At 71.4% G+C, this 26232-nt stretch carries 23 protein-coding genes; 13 read left to right on the top strand and 10 right to left on the bottom strand.

Annotated elements, in window-relative coordinates:
• Positions 1 to 36: 36 nt before the first annotated feature.
• From NNL39_RS00405 to rbfA, 5 genes are all read left to right on the top strand, one after another.
• Complete coding sequence (locus NNL39_RS00405) at positions 37 to 1806, top strand: proline--tRNA ligase (protein WP_255159752.1); 1770 nt, start codon at positions 37 to 39, stop codon at positions 1804 to 1806.
• Between the two features lie 100 nt (positions 1807 to 1906).
• A complete protein-coding gene (nusA, locus tag NNL39_RS00400; RefSeq protein ID WP_255159751.1) occupies positions 1907 to 2902 on the top strand; it encodes a transcription termination factor NusA in 996 nt (331 codons plus the stop codon).
• A gap of 13 nt (positions 2903 to 2915) precedes the next feature.
• A complete protein-coding gene (locus NNL39_RS00395) occupies positions 2916 to 3194 on the top strand; it encodes a YlxR family protein (protein ID WP_255159750.1) in 279 nt (92 codons plus the stop codon).
• Between the two features lie 75 nt (positions 3195 to 3269).
• Entirely contained in the window at positions 3270 to 5948 is a 2679-nt protein-coding gene (gene infB / locus NNL39_RS00390; RefSeq protein WP_456085689.1) for a translation initiation factor IF-2, read from the top strand.
• 106 nt (positions 5949 to 6054) lie between these two features.
• Positions 6055 to 6558: a 30S ribosome-binding factor RbfA gene (rbfA, locus tag NNL39_RS00385; protein ID WP_255159748.1), complete on the top strand. Its 504-nt coding sequence runs from the start codon at positions 6055 to 6057 to the stop codon at positions 6556 to 6558.
• A gap of 37 nt (positions 6559 to 6595) precedes the next feature.
• Here rbfA and NNL39_RS00380 read toward each other — a convergent pair whose 3' ends face one another.
• Positions 6596 to 6757 (bottom strand): hypothetical protein, encoded by a 162-nt coding sequence (locus tag NNL39_RS00380; protein ID WP_255159747.1) that lies wholly within the window; start codon positions 6755 to 6757, stop codon positions 6596 to 6598.
• Positions 6758 to 6788: 31 nt separating this feature from the next.
• Positions 6789 to 7697 (bottom strand): HhH-GPD family protein, encoded by a 909-nt coding sequence (locus NNL39_RS00375; protein WP_255159746.1) that lies wholly within the window; start codon positions 7695 to 7697, stop codon positions 6789 to 6791.
• Positions 7698 to 7837: 140 nt separating this feature from the next.
• On the opposite strand from NNL39_RS00375, the gene NNL39_RS00370 reads away from it, so the two are divergent.
• From NNL39_RS00370 to NNL39_RS00360, 3 genes are read left to right on the top strand one after another with little or no spacing between them, the layout of a single operon-like run.
• Positions 7838 to 9310: an SDR family oxidoreductase gene (locus NNL39_RS00370; protein WP_255159745.1), complete on the top strand. Its 1473-nt coding sequence runs from the start codon at positions 7838 to 7840 to the stop codon at positions 9308 to 9310.
• 54 nt (positions 9311 to 9364) lie between these two features.
• Entirely contained in the window at positions 9365 to 10285 is a 921-nt protein-coding gene (locus tag NNL39_RS00365; RefSeq protein ID WP_255159744.1) for a glycerophosphodiester phosphodiesterase, read from the top strand.
• A 60-nt stretch (positions 10286 to 10345) separates the two neighbouring features.
• Positions 10346 to 11167, top strand: a complete 822-nt coding sequence (locus NNL39_RS00360) for a hypothetical protein (RefSeq protein ID WP_255159743.1) — start codon at positions 10346 to 10348, stop codon at positions 11165 to 11167.
• Positions 11168 to 11170: 3 nt separating this feature from the next.
• On the opposite strand, the gene NNL39_RS00355 is transcribed toward NNL39_RS00360, so the two are convergent.
• Both NNL39_RS00355 and mmuM read right to left on the bottom strand, forming a co-directional pair.
• Positions 11171 to 12556: a M20/M25/M40 family metallo-hydrolase gene (locus NNL39_RS00355; protein ID WP_255159742.1), complete on the bottom strand. Its 1386-nt coding sequence runs from the start codon at positions 12554 to 12556 to the stop codon at positions 11171 to 11173.
• Positions 12557 to 12565: 9 nt separating this feature from the next.
• Positions 12566 to 13489: a homocysteine S-methyltransferase gene (gene mmuM / locus NNL39_RS00350; protein ID WP_255159741.1), complete on the bottom strand. Its 924-nt coding sequence runs from the start codon at positions 13487 to 13489 to the stop codon at positions 12566 to 12568.
• 78 nt (positions 13490 to 13567) lie between these two features.
• On the opposite strand from mmuM, the gene NNL39_RS00345 reads away from it, so the two are divergent.
• The gene (locus tag NNL39_RS00345) at positions 13568 to 15448 is read left to right on the top strand and encodes a DUF2207 family protein (protein ID WP_255159740.1); all 1881 of its coding nucleotides are present in this window, start codon (positions 13568 to 13570) and stop codon (positions 15446 to 15448) included.
• A gap of 179 nt (positions 15449 to 15627) precedes the next feature.
• Positions 15628 to 17772 carry a DEAD/DEAH box helicase gene (locus tag NNL39_RS00340; RefSeq protein ID WP_255159739.1) on the top strand — a complete coding sequence of 715 codons (2145 nt, stop codon included), beginning with the start codon at positions 15628 to 15630 and terminating at the stop codon, positions 17770 to 17772.
• Here NNL39_RS00340 and NNL39_RS00335 read toward each other — a convergent pair.
• From NNL39_RS00335 to NNL39_RS00315, 5 genes are all read right to left on the bottom strand, one after another.
• Positions 17769 to 18233 (bottom strand): hypothetical protein, encoded by a 465-nt coding sequence (locus tag NNL39_RS00335; protein WP_255159738.1) that lies wholly within the window; start codon positions 18231 to 18233, stop codon positions 17769 to 17771. The genes NNL39_RS00340 and NNL39_RS00335 overlap by 4 nt on opposite strands.
• 522 nt (positions 18234 to 18755) lie before the next feature.
• Positions 18756 to 20126 (bottom strand): maltokinase N-terminal cap-like domain-containing protein, encoded by a 1371-nt coding sequence (locus NNL39_RS00330; RefSeq protein WP_255159737.1) that lies wholly within the window; start codon positions 20124 to 20126, stop codon positions 18756 to 18758.
• Between the two features lie 34 nt (positions 20127 to 20160).
• Positions 20161 to 21048, bottom strand: coding sequence for an aminodeoxychorismate lyase (locus tag NNL39_RS00325; RefSeq protein WP_255159736.1), 888 nt, complete (start codon positions 21046 to 21048; stop codon positions 20161 to 20163).
• Positions 21045 to 21254, bottom strand: a complete 210-nt coding sequence (locus tag NNL39_RS00320; protein WP_255159735.1) for a hypothetical protein — start codon at positions 21252 to 21254, stop codon at positions 21045 to 21047. Before NNL39_RS00320 ends, NNL39_RS00325 begins: the two co-directional genes overlap by 4 nt.
• An 81-nt stretch (positions 21255 to 21335) precedes the next feature.
• Positions 21336 to 22076 carry a Pr6Pr family membrane protein gene (locus NNL39_RS00315; RefSeq protein WP_255159734.1) on the bottom strand — a complete coding sequence of 247 codons (741 nt, stop codon included), beginning with the start codon at positions 22074 to 22076 and terminating at the stop codon, positions 21336 to 21338.
• 109 nt (positions 22077 to 22185) lie between these two features.
• On the opposite strand from NNL39_RS00315, the gene NNL39_RS00310 reads away from it, so the two are divergent.
• Positions 22186 to 22680: an 8-oxo-dGTP diphosphatase gene (locus NNL39_RS00310; protein ID WP_255160963.1), complete on the top strand. Its 495-nt coding sequence runs from the start codon at positions 22186 to 22188 to the stop codon at positions 22678 to 22680.
• Here the strand turns inward: NNL39_RS00310 and NNL39_RS00305 are convergent, their stop codons facing one another.
• Positions 22681 to 24894: a S9 family peptidase gene (locus NNL39_RS00305; RefSeq protein WP_255159733.1), complete on the bottom strand. Its 2214-nt coding sequence runs from the start codon at positions 24892 to 24894 to the stop codon at positions 22681 to 22683.
• A 168-nt stretch (positions 24895 to 25062) separates the two neighbouring features.
• Here NNL39_RS00305 and NNL39_RS00300 point away from each other — a divergent pair, with 168 nt between their 5' ends.
• Both NNL39_RS00300 and NNL39_RS00295 read left to right on the top strand, forming a co-directional pair.
• Positions 25063 to 25203, top strand: a complete 141-nt coding sequence (locus NNL39_RS00300; RefSeq protein ID WP_255159732.1) for a hypothetical protein — start codon at positions 25063 to 25065, stop codon at positions 25201 to 25203.
• Between the two features lie 39 nt (positions 25204 to 25242).
• A complete protein-coding gene (locus tag NNL39_RS00295) occupies positions 25243 to 26178 on the top strand; it encodes a J domain-containing protein (protein ID WP_255159731.1) in 936 nt (311 codons plus the stop codon).
• The last annotated feature ends 54 nt before the right edge of the window (positions 26179 to 26232 follow it).

The raw sequence follows: 26232 nt of genomic DNA, 5'->3' as shown, positions 1-26232 counted from the left end.
CGCGGAGGCCGTGTCGCGGCCAAGTAGTCTGGGCCGGTGACCACGCGCCTCTCCCAGCTCTTCGTCCGCACCCTCCGCGATGACCCGGCCGATGCCGAGGTCGCGAGCCACCGACTGCTCGTGCGGGCGGGCTACATCCGCCGTCAGGCCCCCGGCGTGTTCGCGTGGTTGCCGCTCGGCCTGAAGGTGCGCCGCCGCATCGAGACGGTCATCCGCGAGGAGATGGCGAACGCCGGGGCGCAGGAAGTGCACTTCCCGGCACTGCTGCCGCGCGAGCCCTACGAGGCCACGGGTCGGTGGGAGGAGTACGGCGACGGCATCTTCCGCTTGCAAGACCGCCGCGGCGCCGACTACCTGCTCGCCCCGACACACGAAGAGGTCTTCACGCTGCTCGTGAAAGACCTCTACAGCAGCTACAAAGACCTGCCGCTCGCGATCTACCAGATCCAGGACAAGTACCGCGACGAGGCTCGCCCCCGGGCGGGGCTGCTGCGTGGCCGCGAGTTCTCGATGAAGGACGCGTACTCGTTCGATATCGACGACGCGGGGCTGGATGCCGCGTACCAGGCGCAGCGCGACGCCTACGAGCGCATCTTCACGCGACTGGGGCTCGAGTACGTCATCGTTCAGGCCGATGCCGGCGCCATGGGCGGCTCGCGCAGCGAGGAGTTCCTGCACCCCATCCCGATCGGCGAAGACACCTTCGTGCGCTCGGCTGGCGGCTACGCCGCCAACGTCGAGGCCTACCGCGTGCCCGTGGCCGAGCCTGTCGACGCCTCGGGGGTGCCCGCGGCGGTCATCCACGATTCGCCGGAGACGCCCACGATCGCGACGCTCGTCGCGCTCTCGAACGAACGGTACCCGCGGGCCGAACGCCTCTGGGAGGCGGGCGACACGCTCAAGAATGTCGTGCTGCGCCTCACGCACCTCGACGGCGCGAAGGAACTCGTCGTCGTCGGCGTTCCCGGTGACCGCGAGGTCGATCTGAAACGCGCCGAGGTGGCTTTCGCTCCCGCGGCCGTCGAGGCGGCGACCGACGAGGACTTCGCCGCCGCGAAGGGCCTCGTGAAGGGCTATATCGGGCCCTGGGGCCCGAGCGGACCCGTGCTCGGTGAGAACTCGAGCACCGGCATCCGGTACCTGCTCGACCCCCGCGTCGGCGACGGCACGGCGTGGATCACGGGTGCCAACGAGCCCGAGAAGCACGTGTACCACCTCGTCGCCGGGCGCGACTTCGTCGGCGACGGCCGCGTCGACATCGCCGAGGTGCGGGCGGGCGACCCCGCCCCCGACGGCAGCGGCCCCGTCGAACTGGCCCGGGGCATGGAGATCGGGCACGTGTTCCAGCTCGGCCGCAAGTACGCCGAGGCGCTCGGCCTGCAGGTGCTCGACGAGAACGGCAAGCTCGTGACGGTCACGATGGGGTCATACGGCATCGGCGTCACGCGCATCCTCGCCGTGATCGCCGAGAACGCGCACGACGAGAAGGGGCTCGTCTGGCCCCGCGAGGTCGCGCCGTTCGACGTACACGTCGTCGCCGCGGGGCGCGACGAACTCGCCTACACGGTCGCCGAGACGCTCGTGAGCGAGCTCGACGGCGCCGGGTTCGACACGCTCTACGACGACCGCCCCAAGGTCTCGCCGGGCGTGAAGTTCGGCGATGCCGAGCTCATCGGCGTGCCGCTCGTCGTCGTGGTCGGCCGCGGGGCCGCCGATGGCATCGTCGAGTTCTGGAACCGGGCCTCGGGTGAGCGCAGCGAGATCGCGCTGAGCGAGGTCGTCGAGCGCCTCCGCGCCACCCGCTGAGCGGGGCGCGCGGCCCGCGGGGGTCCGGTATCGTGGGGGCTCGCACTGCGCGCGCCACGGTCGGTCGCGCGGTCTCAACCGAATAGCGGAGGTACCCCACGTGGACATCGACCTGAGCATCCTGAGGATGATGGAGCGCGAGCGGGAAATCCCGTTCGACGAGCTCGTGCAGATCATCGAGCAGGCCATCCTCACGGCCTACCTCAAGCACACCGACCACGACGAGCCGCGCGACGCCGAGCAGCCGCAGCCGCGCGTCGAGCTCGATCGCAAGACCGGTCACGTCACGGTCTACGTTCCCGAGTTCGACGACGAGGGCATGCTCATCGGCGAGGCCCCCGACAGCCCCGACGACTTCGGCCGCATCGCCGCGTTCGCGGCGAAGCAGGTCATCAACCAGCGCTTGCGCGACATCGGCGACGACCGCGTGCTCGGCGAGTTCAAGGGGCGCGAGGGCGACATCGTCGCGGGCGTCATCCAGCAGGGCCCGAACCCGCGCATGATCCACATCGACCTCGGCGCGGTCGAGGCGATCCTGCCGCCGGAGGAGCAGGTTCCGGGCGAGGAGTACACGCACGGCAGCCGCATCCGCGTCTACGTGACGAGCGTCTCGAAGGGCCTCAAGGGCCCGCAGATCACGGTCAGCCGCACCCACCCCTCGCTCGTGCGCAAGCTCTTCGCGCTCGAGGTTCCCGAGATCGCCAACGGCATCGTCGAGATCACGGCGCTCGCGCGCGAGGCCGGCCACCGCACGAAGATCGCCGTGCGCTCGCTCGAGCCCGGCGTCAACGCCAAGGGCGCGTGCATCGGCGAGCTCGGGCAGCGCGTGCGCGCCGTGACGGCCGAGCTCGGCGCCGAGAAGATCGACATCGTCGACCACAGCGACGACCTGGCGACGTTCGTGGCCAACGCGCTGTCTCCCGCGAAGGTGTCGAGCGCGTTCGTCATCGACCCGACGACGAAGGCCGTGCGCGCTCTCGTGCCCGACTACCAGCTCTCGCTCGCGATCGGCAAAGAGGGTCAGAACGCCCGTCTCGCGGCCAAACTCACTGGCGCAAAGATCGACATCCAGCCCGACTCCGTCATGGAGGAGTAGGGCAGGGGCTACAATGGAACCCGTCAGAACCTGCCTCGGCTGTCGACAGCGCGCACCTCGATCCTCCCTTGTGAGGGTGGTGGCGCGCGACGGAGCGGTCGTGGTGGATGCCCTGGCCCGGTTTCCGGGGCGGGGCGCGTGGGTGCACGGCACCCGCGACTGCGTCGAGACCGCCACCGTGCGGCGGGCCTGGGCCCGCGCGCTACGGGCGGCGGGGCCTCTCGACGCGGCATCCGTCCTGATGACCATTTCATCGTCCGAAGAAAAGGCTGATCGGCACATGGACAACTAATGAGCGGCTCGAAATGAGTTCCGTCCAGCACTAATGGTCTGCCCCTGTCCGGGTGCAGGCCCAGACAGGAGAATTGTGGCTGCGAAACCACGCGTGCACGAGATCGCGAGCGAGCTCGGCATCGAAAGCAAGGTCGCCCTCGAGAAGCTCAAAGAGCTCGGCGAATTCGTCAAGGGTCCGTCCTCGACGATCGAACCCCCCGTCGCGCGCAAGCTGCGCGCGGCTCTGGAGGCTGAAGGCATCACGGCGCCCAAGGCGGCCGCCCCGGCTCCCGCTGCGAAGGCTCCCGCGAAGCCGGCGCCCGCACCGGCCCCTGCTCCGGCCCCCGCCGCACCCGAGGCCGAGGCCCCCGCTCCCGCGGCGCAGCCCGAGGCTCCGGCGGCGCCCGCCGCGACCGACGCCGATGGTGACGGCGCCGCGCGCCCGGCCGCTGCTGCGGGTCAGCCGCGCCCCGGCAACAACCCCTTCGCCTCGCAGCAGGGCATGGCGCGACCGGGCACGCCGCGCCCCGGCAACAACCCCTTCTCGTCGACGCAGGGCATGCCCCGCCCCGGCGGCGGCGCGATCCCGCGCCCGAGCGCCCCGCGCCCCGGTGCGCCGCGCCCCGGCGCCCCGCGCCCCGACGGCGCTGGTCGCCCTGGCGGCCCGCGTGCTCCCTTCCAGCAGCGCACGGGCGGCCCCGGCCGTCCGGCCGGTGCCGGCGGCGGCTTCCGCCCCGGTGGCGCAGGTGGCCCCGGCGGTGCACCCGGCGGCGGCTTCAGCGGCCCGCGCCCGGGTGGCGGCGGCGGTCGTGGTCGCGGACCCGGTGGCGGCACGGCCGGTGCGTTCGGCCGCGGTGGCGGCAAGTCGAAGGCCCGCAAGTCGAAGCGGACGAAGCGGCAAGAGTTCGAAATGCGGGAGGCCCCGTCGGTCGGCGGCGTCAGTGTTCCCCGCGGCGACGGCAAGACGGTCATCCGTCTGCGCCAGGGCGCGTCGATCACCGACTTCGCCGACAAGCTCGAGAACGCCACGGGCATGAGCTGCCCTCCCGGCAACCTCGTGACGGTGCTCTTCCACCTCGGTGAGATGGCCACGGCGACCGAGTCGCTCGATGGCGCGACCTTCGAGGTGCTCGGCGCTGAGCTGGGCTGGCGCATCGAGATCGTCTCGCCCGAGGACGAGGACAAAGAGCTGCTCGAAGGCTTCGACATCGACCTCGACGAGGAGGACGACGAGGAAGACCTCGTCATCCGCCCGCCCGTGGTCACCGTCATGGGTCACGTCGACCACGGAAAGACCAAGCTGCTCGACGCCATCCGCGAGGCGAACGTCGTCGCGGGCGAGGCCGGCGGCATCACGCAGCACATCGGTGCGTACCAGGTCTGGACCGAGCACGAGGGCATCGAGCGCGCCATCACCTTCATCGACACCCCGGGTCACGAGGCGTTCACCGCCATGCGTGCGCGTGGTGCGCAGGTGACCGATGTCGCGATCCTCGTGGTGGCTGCCGACGACGGCATCATGCCGCAGACGGTCGAGGCGCTCAACCACGCCCAGGCTGCCGGTGTGCCGATCGTCGTCGCCGTCAACAAGATCGACAAGGACGGGGCCAACCCCGCCAAGGTGCGCCAGCAGCTCACCGAGTTCGGTCTCGTCGCCGAGGAGTACGGCGGAGACACCATGTTCATGGACGTCTCGGCCCTGCAGAAGATGGGTATCCGCGAACTGCTGGATGCTGTGCTCCTGACCGCGGACGCCGGCCTCGACCTGCGCGCGAACCCCGCTCGCGACGCCCGCGGTGTCGCGATCGAGGCGAAGCTCGACAAGGGACGCGGCTCGGTCGCGACCGTGCTGATCCAGGCGGGAACGCTGCGCGTCGGCGACCCGATCGTCGCGGGCACGGCCTACGGCCGCGTGCGCGCGATGACCGATGAGAACGGCGAGAAGGTCGAGGAGGCCTACCCCTCCCGCCCGGTGCAGGTGCAGGGTCTGTCGAGCGTTCCGCGCGCCGGCGACACCTTCATCGTCACCGACGACGACCGCACCGCCCGTCAGATCGCCGAGAAGCGCGAGGCCGCCGAGCGCAATGCCCTGCTGGCGAAGGCGCGCAAGCGCATCAGCCTCGAGGACTTCACGAAGGCCCTCGAAGACGGCAAGGTCGAGTCGCTCAACCTCATCATCAAGGGTGACGTCTCGGGTGCCGTCGAGGCGCTCGAAGAGGCCGTGCTCAAGATCGAGGTGGACGACAGCGTGCAGCTGCGCATCATCCACCGCGGTGTCGGTGCCGTCACCGAGAGCGACGTCAACCTCGCGACGATCGACAACGCGATCATCGTGGGCTTCAACGTGCGCCCCGACACGAAGGCGCGCGAGCGCGCCCAGCGCGAGGGCGTCGACATCCGCTTCTACTCGGTCATCTACTCCGCACTGGAGGAGATCGAGAACGCGCTCAAGGGCATGCTCAAGCCCGAGTTCGAAGAGGTGCAGTCGGGTGTCGCCGAGATCCGCGAGATCTTCCGCTCGTCGAAGTTCGGCAACATCGCCGGTGTCATCGTGCGCAGCGGCACGATCACGCGGAACGCCAAGGCGCGGGTCATCCGCGACGGCGTCGTGGTCGGCGACAACCTCGCGATCGAGTCGCTGCGTCGATTCAAGGATGACGTGACCGAGGTGCGCACCGACTTCGAGTGCGGTATCGGCCTCGGCAAGTTCAACGACATCCAGATCGGCGACGAGATCGAGACGATCGAGATGAAGGAGAAGGTGCGCGCCTAGCGCGTCCTGCGTCCGCGCCTCGCGCGCGACCATCGGCGGCCCGCCGTTCCCTCGGGAGCGGCGGGCCGCATCCACCCGCATCATCAGCACCAGTCAGGAGCAGCTCATGGCAGGCAACCCCCGCGCCCGCAAGGTCGCCGACCGCATCAAAGAGGTCATCGCGCAGCGGCTCGACAAGGGCCTGCGCGACCCGCGCCTGGGCTTCGTGACGATCACCGACGTGCAGGTGACGGGCGATCTGCAGCACGCCTCGATCTTCTACACCGTGCTCGGCACCGAGCAGGAGCGCGACGACAGCGCGGCGGCGCTGACGGCGGCGACCGGGATGCTCAGGACCGAGGTCGGTCGCAACCTCAACACGCGCCTCACCCCGACGATCGAGTTCATCCTCGACGGGATCCCCGAGAACGCGGCCTCCATCGAGGCCCTGCTGCGCGAGGCGCGCGAGCGCGATGCGGCCACCGAGTCGCTCGCCGCGACGGCGGAGTACGCCGGCGACCCCGACCCCTACGTCAAGGCGCGCGATGTCGACGCGGAGCTCGACGAGCTCGACGCCGACGACGACATCGACGACGATGAGGGTTCCGTCGAGGGTGACACCCGCGTCTGACGTTCGCGGGTGCGCGCCCGTTGCTGCGCGACGGTGGTTAGGGCTTCGGCCCGAGGTCGATCGACCCGGTCGAGAAGATCGAGATCGCCGAGAAGACGATGCCCGGCAGGATGATCAGCGCGGCGAAGATCGAGAACAGGCCGAGCGTGAACTTCTCGGTGCGCGTGAGGGTCTCACGGGGCGCGTCGTTCGTCGTCATCGGGTCCTCCTGCTCGGGGCGTGCGGTCGGTTCATGATACCGAGCCCGGCAGGGAGTACCCCGCCTCGGGCGATCCGTTCGCCAGCCCGTCGGCGAGCAGACCCGCGAGGGCGCGCTCGCGCTGCACGGAGTCGGGCCAGAGGCCCTCGATGACGTCGGCTGGCACCGGGGTGTCGCTCAGCCGCAGCTCGCGCATGATGAGCCCGCGCACCTGGCGATCGCTGCCCTCGAAGCGCGCCTGCCGCGGTGCCGAGGGGCCCTCGTACTCGGGATAGCCTGCCGCGCGCCACGCGCACAGTTCAGCGATCGGGCAGGCCTCGCACCGCGGGGTGCGGGCGACGCACACGGTCTGGCCCAGCTCCATGGCGCCGGCGTTGAACGCTCGCGCCTCGGCGGGGTCGCTCGGCAGCAGCTCCTGCATCGCGGTGAGGTCGACCCGCGTGCGGGCGGGGCCGGCCTCGCCCTGACCCGCGACCGCGCGGGCCAGCACCCGGCGCGTGTTGACGTCGACGACCGGCACGGGCTGGCCGTAGGCGAAGGCCGCGACGGCGCGGGCGGTGTAGTCGCCGATTCCGGGGAGGGCGAGCAGGGCATCCACGTCATCGGGCACGCGGCCCCCGTGCCGCTCGCTGATCGCGACGGCCGCGGCGTGCAGCGCGAGGGCGCGGCGGGGGTAGCCGAGGCGGTCCCAGGCGCGCACGGCCTCGGCGGGGGAGTCGGCGGCGAGCGCGTCGGAGCTCGGCCAGCGCGCGAGCCACTGCTCGAGCCGGGGGATCACGCGCGCGACGGGCGTCTGCTGCAGCATGATCTCGCTCACGAGGGTGCCCCACGCGCTGAACCCCGGCCGCCGCCAGGGCAGGTCGCGCGCGTTCTCGGCGAACCAGGCGATCACGCGGGGCGGGATGCCCGCCCGCCGTTTCTCCTCGCCCGCACCCCGCACGCCCCTCACTCTACGAGCCAACTCTTGCCAGATCTGGGCGAAAAGGGCGCTTGTCCGACTCGGGTCCGCGGGTTTGAAGCGAATCTGGGCCGCGACGCTTGTGCGGGGCAACTCTCAGCGCGCGCCCCTAGCGTGGCCGCATGAAGATGCTCGTCACGGGGGCCACCGGCTACATCGGCGGCAGGCTCGTGCCGCGCCTGCTCGAGGCGGGGCACGAGGTGCGCGTGTTCGTGCGCGATCCCGTCCGGCTGCGCGACGTGCCGTGGGCGGCGCAGGTGGAGGTGGCGACGGGCGACCTCGCGAACGCCGGCGACGTCGCGCGCGCGATGGTCGAGATCGACGTGCTCTACTACCTCGTGCACTCGATGAGCAGTGCGGGTGATTTCGAGCGCACCGAGCGGCACGTGGCATCCACCGTCGCCGCAGCGGCCGCGGCGGCCCAGGTCGGCCGCATCGTCTACCTCGGCGGACTGCACCCCGAGGGCAAGCTCTCGCCGCACCTGCGCAGTCGCAAGGAGGTCGGCGACATCCTCATGGCGAGCGGTGTGCCGACGGCCGCCCTGCAGGCCGGTGTCGTGATCGGCTCGGGGTCGGCGAGCTTCGAGATGATCCGGCATCTGACCGAGGTGCTGCCCTACATGCCGGCCCCGAAATGGGTGCGCAATTTCATCCAGCCGATCGCGGTTCGGGATGTTCTGCACTACCTCGTCGGAGCATCCACCCTGCCGGCCGAGGTGAATCGCACGTTCGATATCGGCGGCCCCGACGTGCTGCGCTACGGCCAGATGATGAACGGCTACGCGGTGGAGGCGGGCCTCAAGCAGCGCCCGATCGCGAGCCTGCCCGTGCTCACCCCCTACCTCGCGAGCCAGTGGGTCAACCTGGTCACGCCGATTCCGCGCGCGCTCGCCGTGCCGATCATCTCGAGCCTGCAGTACGACGCGGTGTGCAGCGAGCACGACATCGATCAGTTCATCGATCCGCCGGCCGCGGGGCTCACGGGGTACCGCCGTGCCGTGCGGTACGCACTCGCGAAGATGCGCGAGGGCGAGGTCGAGACGACGTGGCAGAACGCGACCGTGCGCGGCGCGCCGAGCGATCTGCTGCCGAGTGACCCCGACTGGAGCGGCCACACCGTCTACACCGACCGGCAGGAGGCCGATTCCTCCGCGCCGCCCGAGGCGCTGTGGCGCGTCGTCGAGGGCATCGGCGGCGACAACGGCTGGTACTCGCTGCCGGTGGCGTGGGCCGCGCGCGGGTGGCTCGACAAGCTCGTCGGCGGAGTCGGCCTGCGACGCGGCCGTCGCGATCCCGACCGGCTCGCGCCCGGCGAGGCGGTCGACTTCTGGCGCGTCGAGACGCTCGAGCGCGGACGCTTCCTGCGCCTGCGCGCCGAGATGAAGGTGCCGGGCCGGGCCTGGCTCGAGTTCACGGTCGAGCCACGGCCGGGTGGGGGCTCGCGCCTGATTCAGCGCGCGGTCTTCTTCCCCACGGGACTCGGGGGCCGGCTCTACTGGGCCGCGGTCTTCCCCTTCCACGGCATCATCTTCAGCGGCATGGCGACGACGATCGCCAAGACAGCAGCGACACGGATTCAGGTCACGAAACGGTAACGGCTGCGCTAGAGTTACGGCACCGCAACGACGCGGTACCCGTACCCGGAAGCGATGCCGATGCCGAGACTTCGTGCGACTGCTCGTCGAGGTGCCGAGCGCCCGTACTCCGCGCGCCGCACCGCAGCATCCTTCACCGCGAGCCTCGCTCTCGTCGCCGTGCTCGCGATCGACCACACCGCCGCGACCGTCTATGCCGCGCAACCGCTCGGCTCGCTCGGCCTCAACGACGGCGTACCGCTCACGATCGCCCACCGCGGCGACCCGGCCGCAGCCCCTGAGAACACCCTGCCCGCCTTCGAGGCGGCGCTGCGCAGCGGGGCCGAGGTGCTCGAGCTCGATCTGCGCATGACGGCCGACGAGCAGGTCGTCATCTTCCACGACGAGCTGCTCGACCGCACCACCAACGCCGTGGGCCCGCTCGCCGACCGCACGCTCGCCGAGCTGCGCACCCTCGACGCGGGCAGCTGGTACGGCAGTGCCTGGGCGGGCACGAGCATCCCGACCTTCGACGAGTTCCTGCCCCTGCTGCAGCGCTCGGAGGCCCGCGCGCTCATCGAGCTCAAGGGGCTGTGGACGGTGGATGCGCTGCGCCCGATCATCGCCGGCATCTACCGCTACGGGGTGCAAGACCGGGTGGTGCTCGCGAGCTTCGAGCTGCCGACCCTCATCGAGCTGTGGCGCGAGGCGCCCTCCCTGCATCGCGCCGTCATCGTGCGGCGCCTGCCCGACGACCCGGTCGACTTCGCGGCCTCGGTCGGCGCATCGACGGTCGTCACGAGCCTGCGCTCGTTCCGCGTCGACCCGGACGCCGCCCAGATGCTGCAGCGCTCGGGGCTGACCGTCATCGTCTACACCCTCAATCGCGGAGACCTGTGGCAGCAGGCCCTTGATCTCGGGGTCGACGGTGTGGTGACGGATGCTCCGCGCCGGCTCGCCACCGTGCACGCGGTGCACACCGCGCAACAGGGCTGAGTCGCTCTCAGTACTGGCATACTGGCGGGGACCCTCGTCTGTGTGATCCCAGGAGACCCGGTGAAGAATCCCGAAGCCCGAGACGCTTCGGCCGACCTGGTCGACCAGGGCGGCTGGTCCACGAGGCGCCGAGCGATCATCGCGGCCGCCCTCGTGTCAGGACTCGTCGCCACCTCCCTCGTCTGGGGAGGCGTGACCGCGATGCAGGCGGCCGCTGCGCACGAGCGACGCGAAGCGCACCGCATCGCGAGCCTCGGGTCGCTGCTCGATGATCGCTCGGCGAGCGCCGAGCTGCTCGCGTCGAGCTCGGCTGCGCTGACGGCGCTGCACCCGGAGGGCGCCACGGGCCTCGACGTCGCCGATCGTGTGCGCATCGAGCATGATCGACTCGCGCTCGAGCTCGCGCGCCCCCTCGACGAGCGGGCCGCGCTCACCGTGATCGTCGCCCAGGATCGACTGCTCGACGGAGCCCGCACCGACCTGATGGCAGTGCTCGACGACGCGACGCGCGCCGTCATCGCCGACGGCCGCGCAGCTCTCGAGCGTTCGGGGCTCGCCACCGATGCGCGACGGGATGCGGTGCGTGCGGCCATCGACGCCATGACGGCCCTGCGCCAGGGCCAGCCGTTCAGCTACTCGGGCAGAGCCGCGATGCTCGAGGCGACGATGACCGCGTCTCTGGCTGTTCGCGAGAGCCATGCGGCCGAGAAGGCCGAGCGTGAGCGCCGCGAGGCCGCTCGGCGTGCTGCCGAGGAGGCCCGGCAATCGTCAGAGTCGCGCCGGCCGCCGAAGAAGGCGTACGTGACGCTGCTCGAGTGGTGCGGCGTCGACGAGTTCGATCAGATCATCTGGTGCGAAAAACGGGTCGAAGTCATCAACTAGCGCTCAGCGTCGCCGCAGCAGCGCCTCGAAGGTCTGCACGCCCTCGAGGAAGGCGCGCACCCGGATGCGCTCGTTCTTCGCGTGCAGGCACGCACGCTCGTCGGCGCTGAGCCGGAACGGTGCGAAGCGGTAGACGTGGTCGCTGATGCCCGTGAAGAACCGCGAGTCGCTCGCCTGCATCATGACGTAGGGACTCACGAGCAGCCCGGGGTGCGTCTCGCGGATCGCCGCCACGAGGTCGTCCCACGCCTCGCCCTCGGCGGGCGAGACGGGGGAGGGCTCGCTCGGCTGCAGCACCTCCAGGTGCACGAGGTCGTCGTCGATCGCGCGGCGCACCTCGTCGACTGCTTCGGCCACACTCGACCACGGCGCGATGCGCACGTTGACGGTCGCCTCGGCGCTCTCGGGCAGGGCGTTCGCGGCGTGGCCCGCGCGCAGCTCGGTGACCGCGCGCGTCGTGCGCAGCAGCGCCGTGGTCTCGGCCCCGCGCCGCAGCAGCAGGCGCACGAGGAGGGGGGCGAACGCGTCGACGCGCGTGAAGACGAAGCGCAGCGGCTGCCGGGCGCGCGCCCCGAGCGTGCGGATCATGCGGCGGATCGTGGGGTCGAGCCGGGCGCGGGAGGGCGCGGCGTTCAGGCGCAGGATGGCGCGCGCGAGCCTCTCCGTGGCGGCGAAGGGCGGCGGGCTCGAGGCGTGGCCACCCTGCTGCTCGACGCGCAGGCGCAGGGTCGTGATGCCCTTCTCGGTGAGGCCGATGAGCGCGAAGGGCTCGGCGACGCCCGGAAACGCATCCCGCACGATCGCGCCGCCCTCGTCGACGACGAGCGCGGGTCGCACACCGCGCTCGGCCAGCAGCGCCGCCGCCGCGCGCGCGTCGTCGCCGGCGACCTCTTCGTCGCCGCCGAACGACAGCAGCACGTCGTGCTCGGGGGTGAACCCCGCGGCGAGCAGGCGGTCGACCGCCTCGAGCACGGCCACGAGGGCACCCTTGTCGTCGATCGTGCCGCGGCCCCAGACGGTCTCGTCGTCGCCCGATCCCGTGCGCTCGGCGGCGAAGGGCGGGTGCCGCCACCCCTCGTCGGTCGCGGGCACGACGTCGGCGTGCGCCATGAGCACCGTGGGGCGGGATGCCGCGCCCGAGCCGCGCCCCGCCCAGCGGTACAGCAGCCCGTGCGTGCCGACGTGCTCGCGCTCGAGCTGATCGTGCACGCGCGGGTAGAGGCGCTCGAGCTCGGCGGCGAAGCGTGCGAAGGGCTCGGGGTCGGTGCGCGGGCCCGGCCCGCTCGTCGGGCGCGACACCGTCGGGATGCGCACGAGTGCCCGCAGCCGCTCGATCGCGCGCTCGTCGGGGTTCTCGATGCTGGACTCGCCCGCCGACGCTGCGCTCACAGCTCCAGCCTACGGCGCGGGCCGATCGAGGCGGCGGGTCGCGCGGCCTCCGTGCGCGAGGTGCGCGGCGAGCTGCGCGATGTCGGCCGGACCGACGCGGCAGCATCCCCCGACGAGCGCAGCGCCCGCCTCGACCCACTGCTCGACGAGCGACCGGGGGAAGCCGGGCTCGCCCACCCACACGCGGTTCTTCGCGTCCCACTCCTCGCCGCTGTTGGGGTAGACGACGACGGGTTTCGCCGTCACGCGGCGGGCGGCTGCGATGGCGCCGAGCACTTCGCTCGGGTGCGAGCAGTTGATGCCCACGGCGACGATCTCGTCGACGGCATCGGCGTCGGCGAAGGCCTGCTCGAGCGGCTCGCCCGTGCGCAGCATGCCGAGGTGCACCGTGAACGACAGCCACGCGGGCACGCCCGTGCCGCGCACGAGGTCGATGAGCGCGCGCGACTCGGCCCGGCTCGGAATGGTCTCGAAGGCGAGCAGGTCGGCGCCCTCGTCGGCGAGCACGGCGAGGCGCGGAGCGTGCCACGCGCGCAGTTGCGCCTCGTCGAGGGCGTAGTCGCCGCGGTACTCCGAGCCGTCGGCGAGCGTCGCGCCGTAGGGGCCGACCGAAGCGGCGACCCAGCCGCTCGGGTCGACGCGGTCGCGCGAGGCGATCGCGAGCTGCACGCTCACCCGCATGAGGCGCTCGGCCTCGGCGCGGTCGAGGCCGAGGCGACCGAAGCCCTCGACCGAGGCCTGGTACGACGCGCTGATCGCCACCCGGGCGCCCGCGGCGAAGAAGTCGTCGTGCACCGCGGCGACCTCATCGGGATGCTCGAGCAGCAGCCGCGCACTCCACATGCTGCTCGACAGATCGTGCCCTCGGGCCTCGAGGTGCGTGCCGAGTCCGCCGTCGATCACGACCGGGCGGGGGGTGGATGCGAAGACCATGCCGTCCATGGTGCCGAGCCGCGCGGCCGCTCGCCAGCGGCCTCGTCATGCGCCGTCACAGCCGGTAGCCTTCGCATCATGCGCCGACTGCTGCTGCCCGTGCTCGGGGGCGCGGTCGTGCTCGCGCTCGTCATCGCCACCCTGGTGCTCGCGCTCGGCGGGCGCGCCGCCCCGCAGCCGCAGAGCGGCGCCGCGCCCGTGACGGCTGCGCCGCTCGACGCTGCCCCCGCCGCGGTGACGGGCGGTCCGCTGCGCACGGGCGTCGACGACTTCACGTTCGACTCCTTCGATGTCGAGTACCGGCTCGGCCGCGACGCCGAGGGCCACGCGACGCTCGTGACGACCGAGACGCTCGTCGCACGCTTTCCCGACTACGACCAGAACCGCGGCATCCGCCGATCGCTGCCGGCCACGTATCAGGGCCACACGACGCAACTGACGGTGCTGTCGGTGACCGATGGCGACGGGCAGCCGCGCCGCTTCGACGTGGAGTACGGATCGGGCATCGTCGACATCATCGCCGCGGTGCCCGAGGGGCAGTTCGTGCGCGGCGAGCAGACCTACGTCATCACCTACGCGCAGCGCGACGTCGTCGACTTCTTCGCGAGCTCGAACGCCGAGGAGTTCTACTGGAACCTCACCGGCACCGACTGGGCGCAGCCCTTCGCGCGCGTCTCGGGCACGGTCGTGCTCGATGACGGCCTGCGCTCGGCGCTGCTCGATCAGGACGCCTGCTACCGCGGCTACGCCGGCTCGACCGAGCGCTGCGCCATCACGCGCACGGGCCACACGTTCACGATCGACGAACTCGCGATCGGGCCGTACCAGACCGTCACGATCGCGATCGGCTTCGCGCCGGGCACCTTCACGCTCTTCGACACCTCGTACCTGGTGTCTCCGTGGGGCTGGCTGCAGCTGCTGGCGGTGCTCGGCGCGGTGGCGGCCGCGATCGCCGCGATCGTGCTGCGGGTGACGCGCTATCGCAACGCACCCGGGCGGCCCGTGATCGTCGCCGAGTACCTGCCGCCGCGCGGCATGAGCCTGCTCGAGGCCGCCGTGCTGACGCGGCATCGCCCGCGCGCGGTCGCGAGCCAACTGGTCGACTTCGCCGTGCGCGGCGTGCTGACCATCATCGAGACGCCCGCCACCTGGTTCCGCTGGCGCGATTCGTGGATGCTGCGCCTCGAGTCGACCGACGGCGTCGACGGTGAAGAGCGCAACCTGCTGCAGTACTTCTTCCCGGGGCTCATCGTCGGCACCGAGCATGCGCTGACCGCGCAGAACACGAGCCTGAGCCAGAGCATCCAGGCGCAGCTGACGCGGATGGCGTCGGGGGTCATCGCGCGCGGCTGGCGGTACCGCATCCCGGCCCGCCATTCGGTGCTGCTGCCCGGTCTCGCCACGGTCGCGGGCATCGGCGTCTTCACGGCGGGCATCGTGATGTCGGACGAGGGGCGCGGCGGCGACCTGCCGTGGATGCTCATGGCCGTGCCGATCGTCGCCGTCGTCGTGATCGGCGCGTGCCTGTGGCGCTCGCCGCTCACGCCCGAGGGCGCCGAGCTCGTCGACCACCTGAAGGGCCTCGAGGTGTACATCGAGCTCGCCGAGGCCGACCGCATGCGCGTGCTGCAGTCGCCCGAGGGGGCCGAGCGCGAGCCCGTCGACGCGACGAGCCGCGACGAGCGCCTGAAACTGGTCGAGCGGCTGCTGGCGTGGGCGGTGCTGACGAAGCATGAGCGGGAGTGGGCGAAAGAGTTGGGCGAGTTCTATGCGGAGGGTGAGGGGCCGCGCTGGTTCTCGAGTTCGCGCGCGTTCTCGGTGGCGGGGTTCACGGCGGGTGTCGGCTCGGTGAGCTCGACGCTGTCGTCGAGCTACTCGGGGTCGAGCTCGTCGGGGGGTTCCTCGGGCGGCGGTTCCTCGGGCGGCGGGGGCGGCGGCGGAGGCGGCGGGGGAGTGTAGACTTTCTATCAGCGCCTCCGCTCACCGGCCGTTCTCCGACCGGGTCTGGGCGACGCAGGCGTGGTACGTGGTTTCTCCGGCTCCGCGCTTCGCACGGCGGAACCGATGCGATCCGGTGAGTCCGATGCCGGGTGGCAATCCGTTCGGGGCATGCGTGCTCCGCACCTTCGAGGAGGGGCATGGCCCAGACCGGCCAGCGTCAGAGGAAGAACTCGTCGTCGCGTCAGTCGACGACGCGCCGCCGCCGTCCGCTCGACGAGCAGGGGATCATCCCGATCCTCGCGCGCGCCGTGCGCGAGGTCGAGAGCGCCGCCGAGCGCGGCGCCAAGGTGAGCCCCTCCAACCGCACGAAGTTCCAGGTGGCGGCGCTGCTCGTTCGCGAGGAGCGTGCGCGCGTCAAGGACGACCGCGAGGTTCCGGACAGCGAGCGTGCCGAGGTGCTCAAGCGGCTCGATGGGCTCGCCGGCATCATGGCGAAGACGGCCGCGCGCGACACGTCGCTCATTGCGCTCCTCGCCCCCGAGGCGAAGGTGAGCGACGCCGCGAAGGCGCTGCGCCGCGACATGCTGCTGGCGTCGGGCGCCGAGCTCGAGCCGGATGACCTGCTCATCGTGACCGAACCGGTCGCCGTGGCGCCCGAGGTGGCGAAGCAGGTCGTGCCGAAGTCGGTCAAGCAGGCCCAGCTCGCCAACCCCTTCCTCGCGCCCGATCTGTCGGCGCTCACGCCCGTTCCGCCGTCGACGTCGGGGCGTCTCGCCAACTGGGAGCTCATCGAGCCCCTGTTCCGCTCGTTCGAGTACGGCGCGGGCGGCCAGGCCGCGTCGATGTCGCTGCCCGAGACGGGCTCGCTCGTCACGCCGGGCGGCATGGAGCTCATGCGTCACCAGGCCCGCTTGATCGAGTCGGTGCGCCGCGGCCACCGCACGTTCCTGCTCGCCGACGAGCCGGGCCTCGGCAAGACGGCGCAGGCGCTCATGGCGGCGAATGTGGCGAACGCGTTCCCGCTGCTCGTGGTCGTGCCGAACGTCGTGAAGACGAACTGGGCGCGCGAGGTGCAGCGCTGGATCCCGCAGCGCTCGTCGACCGTGGTTCACGGCGACGGCGACGACCTCGATGCGTTCAGCGATGTGGTGATCGTCAACTACGAGATCCTCGACCGCCACGTGGGCTGGCTGGGCCGCTTCGGCTTCAAGGGAATGGTCGTCGACGAGGCGCACTTCATCAAGAACGCGACGTCCCAGCGCTCCCGCCACGTGCAGGCGCTCGCGCAGAACATCCGCGTGCTGCACCCGAAGGCGCTCATGATGGCGCTCACGGGCACGCCCCTCATCAACCAGATCGAGGACTTCCGCATGATCTGGAAGTTCCTCGGCTGGATCGACGACAAGAAGCCGCTCGGCCGCCTCATGGGGTCGCTCGAGGAGACGGGGCTCACGCCAGCGGATCCGGGCTTCTTCGCCGCGGCGCGCCAGTGCGTCATCGATATGGGCATCGTGCGCCGCAAGAAGGTGGATGTCGCGGCCGACATTCCGGCCCGCCGCATCGCGGACATCCCGGTCGAGCTCGACGACGATGTGGCGCGGTCGATCCGCGCCTCGGAGGAGGCGCTCATCGGGCGGCTCGTCGAGCGGTACCGCCGCGTCGTGGCCGCCCGCGAGGTCAAGCCGATCGGCATCGATCGCGACCTGGTGCGCCTCGTCGCGACCGCCGAGCTCGAGGAGTCGAAGCAGGCGACGGGCGGTGACAACGTCTTCACGATGGTGCGCAAGATCGGCACCGCGAAGGCCGTGCTCGCCGCCGACTACACGGCGCAGCTGGCCCGCAACGTCGGCAAGGTCGTGTTCTTCGCGAAGCACATCGATGTGATGGATGCCGCGGAGGCGCACTTCGCCTCGGCCGGCCTGCGGTCGGTCAGCATTCGTGGCGATCAGAGCCCGAAGGCGCGCCAGGAGGCGATCGATGGCTTCACGAACGACCCCGAGGTGAGTGTGATCGTCTGCTCCCTGTCGGCGGCGGGCGTGGGCATCAACCTGCAGGCGGCGTCGAACGTGGTGCTCGCCGAGCTGTCGTGGACATCGGCGGAGCAGACCCAGGCGATCGACCGCGTGCACCGCATCGGTCAGGAGCTGCCGGTGACGGCGTGGCGCATCCTCGCGGCCCAGACGATCGACGCGCGCATCGCTGACCTCATCGATTCGAAGGCGGGGCTCGCGGCGCGGGCGCTCGACGGCAGCGACGAGCAGGTTGTGGCGGAGGGCACGGTGCAGGTGCAGGCGCTCATCGCGATGCTCACCGACGCGCTCGAGCAGCGCGCGGCCGCCTAGTCCGAGGCGCTTCCCGGTGCCCCTCCGGCTCGTCGATCGCACTGATCGGCCTGCCGGAGGGCGACCGCGCGACTGACCGCGCGCCGGTCGCCGCTGCCGTACGCACGCGAGCTCCAGTGGATGATCGGTTCGAGTGGCAGCGCGATGCCCCATCGGAGCGCCAGCACGGTCGGGGTCGGGACGCGGGCGGCGTTGCTCGGCAGGCACACGTGCAGCGGCGTGCCGGGCAGGAGCTCGTCGATCGTGGTGCCGGATGAGCGTGCGTCGTGCACTGCCAGTGCGCTGATGCACGCGAGCGGACCACCGAAACGCCAGGCGAGACGGTGCACGGTGCCGACTTCGGGCAGGCAGTGCCATCCCTGTCGCACGGCCTGCAGGGCGGCGTAGTCGCGATACAGCTCGAGCGTGGTCTGGTCCACGCCAAGAGCCCGCAACTCCCGCGTCGACACGATGCCGCCCACACTCTCGGCATACCGTCGAACATGAGGCGGCAAGTGCCCGAGACGCAGCGGCTTCCCGGAGTAGTTGTTGGTTGTCCTGAGCATGCGCCGATCGTCATGGTCGGATGCGCCGCCGCTCGGTGCAGACCGGCCCGACGTGAAGACTCCCCAGACCTGACCGCCCGTGAGGGAGCGGTATCGCCTTCTCGCCCGCGCCCGCGCCCGCGCCCGCGCCCGCGGCCACGTCCTCCTGATCCGCGCCCCGGTGCGGGCGGCATGTACCCCTCCGCCAGACTCCCGAATTGAAGGAAATGTGCGAGCACAGTCGTTCCGACTTCCTTCAATTCGGGAACGTTTTGGGAGGGAGTCCCAGGGGTCGGCTGAGGGAGGCTGGCGATGCGGGTCGGGCGTGCTTCCGTCCGGCCGCGCAGCGGGCGGTGGGCGCGGGGCGTGCAGGTACGCGGCGGGCGGTGCGCGCGGGTCGGGCAGGCGCGCGGCGGACGGTGGGTATGCCGTGGGCGGCAGGCGCGCAGCGGGCTGGGCTCAGCGCTTGGCGGCGCGCTCGGGGGTCACGAGGTAGGCGACCGCGGCGAGCGGGATCGGCAACCAGCTGGGGCGGTTGCGCGCCTCGTACATCGCCTCGTAGACCGCCTTGTCGAGCTCGAAGGCGTCGAGCAGGGCGCGGTGCTGCCGCAGATCGGTCTCGCTCTCGGCGATGTAGCCGTCGAGGAAGGCCGCGCGCGCCTCGCGCGCCCACTCGGCGCGCGCCGCCTCGAGCGCAAGGGCGTCGAGGTCGAGCGACGCCGTGTCGATCGCGCCGGCCGCCGCGCGGCTCGCGCTGCGCAGCGAGCCGACCGCATAGTCGAACGAGCGCAGCATGCCCGCCACGTCGCGCAGCGGCGAGTCGACGCGCGTGCGCTCGGCGAGGGGCCGCAAGGGCTCGCCCTCGAAGTCGACGAGCAACCACTCACCGCTCGGCCGCCGCAGCACCTGCCCGAGGTGGTAGTCGCCGTGGATGCGCTGCAGCGCCGGCCACGGCGCCTCGCGTGCCGCGTCGTACACCGCCTCGATCGCGGGGCGCAGGGCGCGCAACTGCGGAACATCCGACATCGCGACCGCGAGACGCTGATGCCAGCCCGCCACGAACCCCACGATGTCGCCGAGCGTCGCCTCGCGCGACGGCATACACGTCGCCAGCGCCGCGTGCACTTCCGCCGTCACGCGGCCCAGTCGCTCGGCGTCCACGGCGAACGACTCACCCGCATCCGCCGCCTCGAGCGCGAGCGGCCAGCCGTCGCGCACGCCCGGAACGAACTCTTGGGCGAACGCCAAATGACCCGTCGACGGCTCATCGCTGTGCGCGTCCGAACCGTGCGGGTCGACCCAGGTGCCCGTCACCGAGCCGAGCATGCGCGGCACCGAGCGGTTGCCCGCGCTCGTCAGCGCCGACTGCAGCACGACATCGGGGTTCTCGCCCGCGTGCACGAGCCGGAAGATCTTCGCCACGACCGGAGCCTCTGACCCCGCGTCGAAGATGATCGACGTGTTCGACTGCTCGCCGCCGTGAACGCGCGCCTGCTGGTTGTCGCGATGCACGCCGAGACGCCGCAGCAGCGCGCGCGTATACGCGGCATCATGCGCGCCGTCGAACAAGTAGTCGTCGTGCTCGTCGCGCCCGATGAACGTGCGCCCCGCGCCGCGCGGAATCGTCGAGCGCATCACGATCGGCACGTGGTACAGCGAGGGCGGATTGTTCGCCGTGTCCCGCACCAGCAGCACCAGGATGCGGGCCTCAGGCTCGTCGCACACCCACTCGTCGCGGCCCACCTCGACGAGTTGCGGCAGCCGGCCCTTGCCGGCGTACCACCGCTGGCGGGTCATCCAGTCGGTGAGGCACTCCATCGTGCTGTGCATGCTTCGACCATACACAGCACGCCGACGGGCGGGTTCAGAAGCGCCGCGCGCGCAAGAAGCCGTTCATCGCCGCCGTGAGCTCACCATCGACCGCGCGCGCGACCCCGTCGACCGACCGCACCGGCGCCGCGTGCCGCACGCTCGACACCAGCCAGACCGCGTCGGCCGCGCGCAAGTCGTCGGGCGTGAGCGGAACCACCGCAGTCGTGAGCCCCCACTGGTCGGCCGCCGCGAACAGGTCGGCCTGCGTCGTGCCGGGCAGAATTCCGAGCGCATCGGGCGGCGTCGCGAGCTCGCCGCCGCGCCGCACCACGATCGTCGAGGTCGGCCCCTCCAGCAGCAGCCCATCCGTCGACACGAAGATGACGTCGTCGGCGCCGCGGCGCTGTGCTTCGCGCACGGCAGCGCGATTGACGGCGTACGACAGCGTCTTCGCGCCGGCGAGCAGCCACGGACTCGTCGCACTCACGTCGCTGCGCAGGCCGCGGTCGAGCATGACCACGTCGATGCCGTCTGAGCGCTCGCGCCGGAAGTCGGGCGAAACGGTGCCGTACGCCCAGCCGGTCGCAATCGGCTCGCCCCCGCCCGGCAGCTCGATGCCGCGCGAGAGAGCCGTCTTCACCCAGGCCTCGTCGTGGTCGGCGAGACGGTCGGCGATCGTGAGCACCGCATCCCGCCACAGGGCGAGATCGGGAGCGGGCAGGTCGAGCATGCGCGCCGACCGCGCGAAGCGCTGCAGGTGCGCGTCGAGCGCTTGCGGGTGGCCGCGCCCGATGCTGATGGTCTCGAAGATGCCGTCACCGCGCGTGGCGGCCACGTCGAGCACCGAGAGCTGCGGATGCTGCGCCTCAGCGTCGACGAGCCGCGACGGTTCGCCCGCCCGGCCCGCGACGACGAGCAGGAGGTGGTGCGGCACGGTCATGGTGTGAACGTATACCCGCACTCGCTGCTGCGGCACTCGAACGCGGGCGGGTCGGGGTGATGCACGACGCCGCCCAGCGCGATCTCGCCGCGCAGCGCCGCGCGGATGTGCTGCGGCTCGGGGTAGCCATAGTGGATAGGCAGGGGAGCAACGGTGCCGCATTGCGGGCACGTCGCCACTCCCGGCCCAGGGGCGGTGTCGTCCATGGCCTCAGTTGACCGGTGACCACTGACATTCGTCAAATCCGATGTCGTCACTCGACAAGACCGACCGGTCTGGTTCGGCGCTCAGCGCAGGTCGGCGCGCACGACGGGGATCGGGCCCGTGCTGCGGCGACCGTGCCCGACGCCGCGCACGCCCCGCGTGTGCACACGGTTGATGAGCACGGCGAGGGCCGCGAGCACGATGATGAACGCCGCGATCGCGACGACGTAGATGACGACCCCGGTCACGCCGTTCGGGCCGTCGGGCTCGAGGAACGGGTACGGGTACCAGCCGGTGATGCCGCCGCGCACCATCGTGACGCCGACCCAGATGAGCGGGTAGCTGACGGCGAGCCACAGCGTCGTCCACGCGATGCGCACGCGACCGGGGGTCAGCAGCCAGTCGAGGGCGATGTAGATCGGAATCCAGACGTGCAGCGACTCGTTCGGCCACACCGGCCCGACGTAGCCGTCGTCATTGGGAATGTCGCGCAGCAGCAGGTTGTAGACGACCGCCGTGACGAGCGCGTAGGAGAACACGCTCGCGCGAATCGCCGTATAGAGCCGGGTGTCGCGCTCGCTGCGCAGCGCCATGATGCCGCCCGCGATGAGCACGACGATGTTGATCATCGCCGTCTGGATCGTGAAGTACGCGAAGTACTGCGTCGGTTTGAAGCGCCCTACCGAAATCTGGTCGGTGATCTGCGTGATGAGTGCGGCCATCACGATGAGGCCCGCGATGATGCTGATGATTCCCGCGATGTGGCGGAGGGTTGAGAGACGGGCTGCGGCGGCTTTTTCGCCGAGGGGGGAGGGTGCAGTCACTCGCCTGACGTTAGCAAGAATCGTGCATGTTTACGCATGAATCTTGCAGAGCATCCCTCATCTGATCGGGGTTTTCGGCGGCCCCGCTGTCTAGGCTGGCGGGGTGCGGATGTTCGAGGTGAGCGTGGTCTATCTGACGCGCGAGGTCGCGACGGCCGAGGGTGCGCGCACCGAGGTGCTGCTGGGCCGCAAGCGCACGGGGTTGGGCACTGGGCGGTTCGTGGGCCCGGGCGGCAAGCTTGAGCCGGGGGAGACGGCCGTGGATGCGGCGGTGCGCGAGGTGCGCGAGGAGACGGGTCTCGAGGTGGCGGCTGGTGATCTCGTGCCGATCGCCGAGATCGCGTACCCGTTCGTCGACCGGCCGCAGTGGTCGCAGGTCTCGTGGGCGTTCACGGCGTCGCGCTTCTCGGGGGAGCTGCGGGAGAGCGACGAGCTCGAACCGCAGTGGTTCGCCCTCGACGCGCTGCCGCTGAGCCGCATGTGGGCAGACGCCGCCCGCTGGCTGCCGCGGGCGCTCGCCGGAGAGTACGTCGCCGCGACGCTCACGTTCGGAGCCGGCGACGCCGTCGTCGCCGAGCACTGGGGCGCGGCGCTCCGCAGCTAGTCAGTCGCTGGTCGAATCCCCGGCGAGCCCCAGCACGTCGAGCAGCCAGGCGAGCTCGATGGCGCGCTGCTTCCAGGCGCTGTACCGGCCGCTGACGCCGCCGTGCCCAGCCTCCATCTCGCACCGCAGCACAGCATCCGCCCCCGCGTCGCGCAGCCGCGCGACCCACTTGGCCGGCTCGACGTAGAGCACGCGCGTATCGTTGAGCGAGGTGACGGCGAGGATGCGCGGGTACGCCTGCTCGGTCACGTTCTCATACGGCGAATACGTCTTCATGTAGGCGTAGATCTCGGGGTCGTGCAGGGGGTCGCCCCACTCGTCCCATTCGATGACGGTGAGCGGCAGCTCGGGCATGAGAATGCTCGTGAGCGGGTCGACGAACGGCACGTCGGCGAGGATTCCGGCGAAGAGCTCGGGTGCGAGGTTGGCGACGGCCCCCATGAGCAGTCCGCCCGCGCTGCCGCCCTCGGCGACGAGCCGATCGGGCGCGGTCACTCCCGTGTCGACGAGGTGCTGGGCGACCGCGACGAAGTCGGTGAAAGTGTTCATCTTCTGCGTCGTCTTGCCGGTCTCGTACCACTGCCGGCCGAGCTCGCCACCCCCGCGCACGTGGGCGATCGCGAACACGACGCCGCGGTCGAGCATCGACAGGCGCGGGATGCTGAAGCCGGGGTCGATCGAGGACTCGTAGCTGCCGTAGCCGTAGAGGTGCAGTGCGCTCGGCTCGGCGCTCGCGTCACCGTCGAGCGACCCGACCAGCCCCTTCTTCCACACGAGCGACACCGGCACGCGCGTGCCGTCCGCTGCCACAGCCCAGTCACGGCGCTCGGCGTAGTCGGCGGGGTCGTAGCCGCCGAGCACGGGCTGCTGCTTGAGCACGGTCATGGCCGCGGCCCCCTCGCGCACGCGCGCGACGTCGAGGCTCGCGACGGTCGACGGCTCGGTGAAGCTCGTGTAGCCGAAGCGCAGCAGCGGCTGCGTCCACTCGGGGTTGCCGCGCGCGCCGATCGAGACGAGCTTGTCGCCCTCGAGCGGGGCGCGCAGCTCGACCCAGGCCTCGCCGCTCCAGGTGAGCGACGCGAGCTCGGTGTCGGGCTCGAGCGGCGCGATCGCCGTGCGGGGCAGCCCCTCGGCCCGGTAGTCGAGCACGAGGAAGCGCTCGAAGGCGTCGACGCCCTCGACCCGACGACCCGGCTCGTGCGGCACGAGGGTGACGGGCTCGGCGAGCGGAGCATCCACCGGCACCGCCACGATCTGGAAGTCGGGGGCCTCGTGATTGTGCGTGATGAGCCAGAGATCGCGCCCGCCGATGACGGCATGCTCGAGGTCGTACTCGACGGCCTCGCGGCGCGGCCAGACGACCTCGAACGCTCCCTCGGGCGTGCGCGCGTCGAGCACGCGGGTCTCGCTCGTGATGCTCGAGGCGGCCTCGATGACGAGGTAGCGGCCGCTGCGGGTGCGCCCGGCGCCGACCCAGTAGCTGTCGTCGGGCTCGTGGAAGACGGCGACGTCGGCGGCTCGGTCGGTGCCGACGCGGTGCCGCCAGACGGTGTCGGGCCGCCACGACTCGTCGACGGTCGAGTAGAAGACGAACTGCCCGCTGGGGTCGAAGAAGGCTCCCGCCGCGGTCTCGGTGATCTCGTCGGGCAGGGTCTCGCCCGTCGTGAGGTCGCGGATGCGCAGCGTGTAGCGCTCGTCGCCCTCGGTGTCGACGGCGAACAGCAGCCAGCGGCCGTCGTCGCTCACGTCGAGTGAGCCGAGCGAGAAGAAGTCGTTCCCCTCGGCCTCGACGTTGCCGTCGATGACGACCTGCTCGCCCTCGCGCGGCTGGCTCGGGTCGGGCAGCGGCGGCGGGGGAGTCCACGCGGCCGGATCGCGGGGGTTCGCGGGGTCGATCGGCATCGCCGGCACGCGGCACTGGATGCCGTACTGCAGCCCTTCGACCGAGCGCCCGTAGTACCACCAGTCGCCCTCGCGCACGGGAATGCTCATGTCGGTCTCGAGCGTGCGGCCCTTGATCTCGTCGACGATGCGGTCGCGCAGCCCGTCGAGGTGGGCCATGCGCGCCTCGGCGTAGGCGTTCTCGGCGGTGAGGTGCGCGATGACCTCGGGGTTCTCCTTCTCGCGCAGCCACTCGTAGGGGTCGATCACCACATCTCCGTGGTGCTCGCGGCGGCGGGGCTTCTGGGCGGCGCGGGGCGGGGTGAGGGTCACCGTGTCAGCGTAAGGGCGTCTGACCAGGGTCGATGTCGATCTCGCCCGTAGCGAAAAGCCGGGGCGTCTGTCACACTGACCCCGCCGTCCCCAGACCCCGGACGCTCTCGATTCGAGGCGAACCGGAGGACTGCCTGTGTTGTGCCATCTCTCTGCCGCGCGGTGTTCGTGAAACGTCGCATCTCGGGGCCCGCGGTGCTGGCAATGGTGACGACGATCGCCAGCGTGGTCGCCCAGCTCTCCATCGTGATCATGCTCGGCCTGATGGGCCCTGACGAACTCGCAGAACTCGCCCGCCTCGCCGAGTAGGGCGCTCGCTCATCCGGTCGTCGTAGGCTCAGAGGCACGATGTCTGAGTCCCCCCTGGCCGCGAACCCGTACGACGTGCTCGGTGTGAGCCCGACGGCGAGCGACGACGAGCTGCGCAAGGCCTACCGGCTGCGGCTGCGCCAGGCGCACCCCGACACGGGCGGCTCGGCGGCCGAGTTCGACGCCGTGCAGCGGGCCTGGCAGCGGGTGGGCAGCCCCGCGGCCCGGTACGCCTACGACTCGGGGGCGGAATCCAGTGCTGGCGCAGGCGGCGGGCGCGCGTGGGCGCAGCACGGCGGCGGGGCGACCGGCCCGGGGCGCTACGACTCGCGGCCGAGTGCGAAGGCCTACGGGCATCCGGGCGGGTGGTATCGCGAGCAGTATCTGGCGAACATCCGCGAGTGGGTGGGGCGCGGCGTCGAGCTTCCCGACCCCTTCGACGCGGCGCTCGTGCGCTCGGCGCCCCGGCAGATCAAGCACCTGCTCGCCGCGGCGATCGCCGAGGAGCGCTCAGCCACGGCCCTCGCGACCCTCGGCCTGGGCTTCACGGTCTGGCACGACGTCGTCGCCGGCCCGCGCGCAGAAGACAAGCTCGACCACGTCGTGCTCGGCCCGACCGGGCTCTGGGCGGTGCTGAGCGAAGACTGGGGCGCGCCCGTGCGGGTGAAGCGCGGCGAGCTCATCGGCGAGGGTCTGGAGCCGGGCGAGAAGCCGCTCGCGATGCTGGGCGGGCGGGCCCGCGTGCTCGCGCGTGCCGCGAAGGTGAAGTTCTCGGCGCTCGTCATCGTGGTCGAAGACGACCAGGCGGCCGAGTCGGCGGTCGAACTCGGCAGCGTGCGCGGCGCCCAAGGGATGCTCGTGCAGCGCTCGCGCCTCGTCAACCTCATCCGCACCGGGCTGCCGGGTGTCGGCGTCGGGGGCACTGACCTGTTCGAAGTGCGCACGCGCCTGCAGGCGGCCGTGCGGTTCGTGTGAGCGCTCGCGCCGAGAGTCGTGATTCGTGGCACTAGTCGCCGAACGTTTCACGAC

Origin of the sequence: Microcella humidisoli (assembly GCF_024362325.1) — a bacterium.
Lineage (GTDB): Bacteria > Actinomycetota > Actinomycetes > Actinomycetales > Microbacteriaceae > Microcella > Microcella humidisoli.
This window is presented reverse-complemented; position numbering and strand designations above follow the sequence as displayed.

Coding starts and splice junctions, on each gene's coding strand:
- mmuM (WP_255159741.1), bottom strand. CDS start 13,489: ATGGTCTTCGCATCCACCCCCCGCCCGGTCGTGATCGACGGCGGACTC.
- NNL39_RS00395 (WP_255159750.1), top strand. CDS start 2,916: ATGGAACCCGTCAGAACCTGCCTCGGCTGTCGACAGCGCGCACCTCGA.
- NNL39_RS00340 (WP_255159739.1), top strand. CDS start 15,628: ATGGCCCAGACCGGCCAGCGTCAGAGGAAGAACTCGTCGTCGCGTCAG.
- NNL39_RS00370 (WP_255159745.1), top strand. CDS start 7,838: ATGAAGATGCTCGTCACGGGGGCCACCGGCTACATCGGCGGCAGGCTC.
- NNL39_RS00325 (WP_255159736.1), bottom strand. CDS start 21,048: ATGACCGTGCCGCACCACCTCCTGCTCGTCGTCGCGGGCCGGGCGGGC.
- NNL39_RS00380 (WP_255159747.1), bottom strand. CDS start 6,757: ATGACGACGAACGACGCGCCCCGTGAGACCCTCACGCGCACCGAGAAG.
- NNL39_RS00320 (WP_255159735.1), bottom strand. CDS start 21,254: ATGGACGACACCGCCCCTGGGCCGGGAGTGGCGACGTGCCCGCAATGC.
- rbfA (WP_255159748.1), top strand. CDS start 6,055: ATGGCAGGCAACCCCCGCGCCCGCAAGGTCGCCGACCGCATCAAAGAG.
- NNL39_RS00310 (WP_255160963.1), top strand. CDS start 22,186: ATGTTCGAGGTGAGCGTGGTCTATCTGACGCGCGAGGTCGCGACGGCC.
- NNL39_RS00330 (WP_255159737.1), bottom strand. CDS start 20,126: ATGCACAGCACGATGGAGTGCCTCACCGACTGGATGACCCGCCAGCGG.
- NNL39_RS00295 (WP_255159731.1), top strand. CDS start 25,243: ATGTCTGAGTCCCCCCTGGCCGCGAACCCGTACGACGTGCTCGGTGTG.
- NNL39_RS00345 (WP_255159740.1), top strand. CDS start 13,568: ATGCGCCGACTGCTGCTGCCCGTGCTCGGGGGCGCGGTCGTGCTCGCG.
- NNL39_RS00365 (WP_255159744.1), top strand. CDS start 9,365: ATGCCGATGCCGAGACTTCGTGCGACTGCTCGTCGAGGTGCCGAGCGC.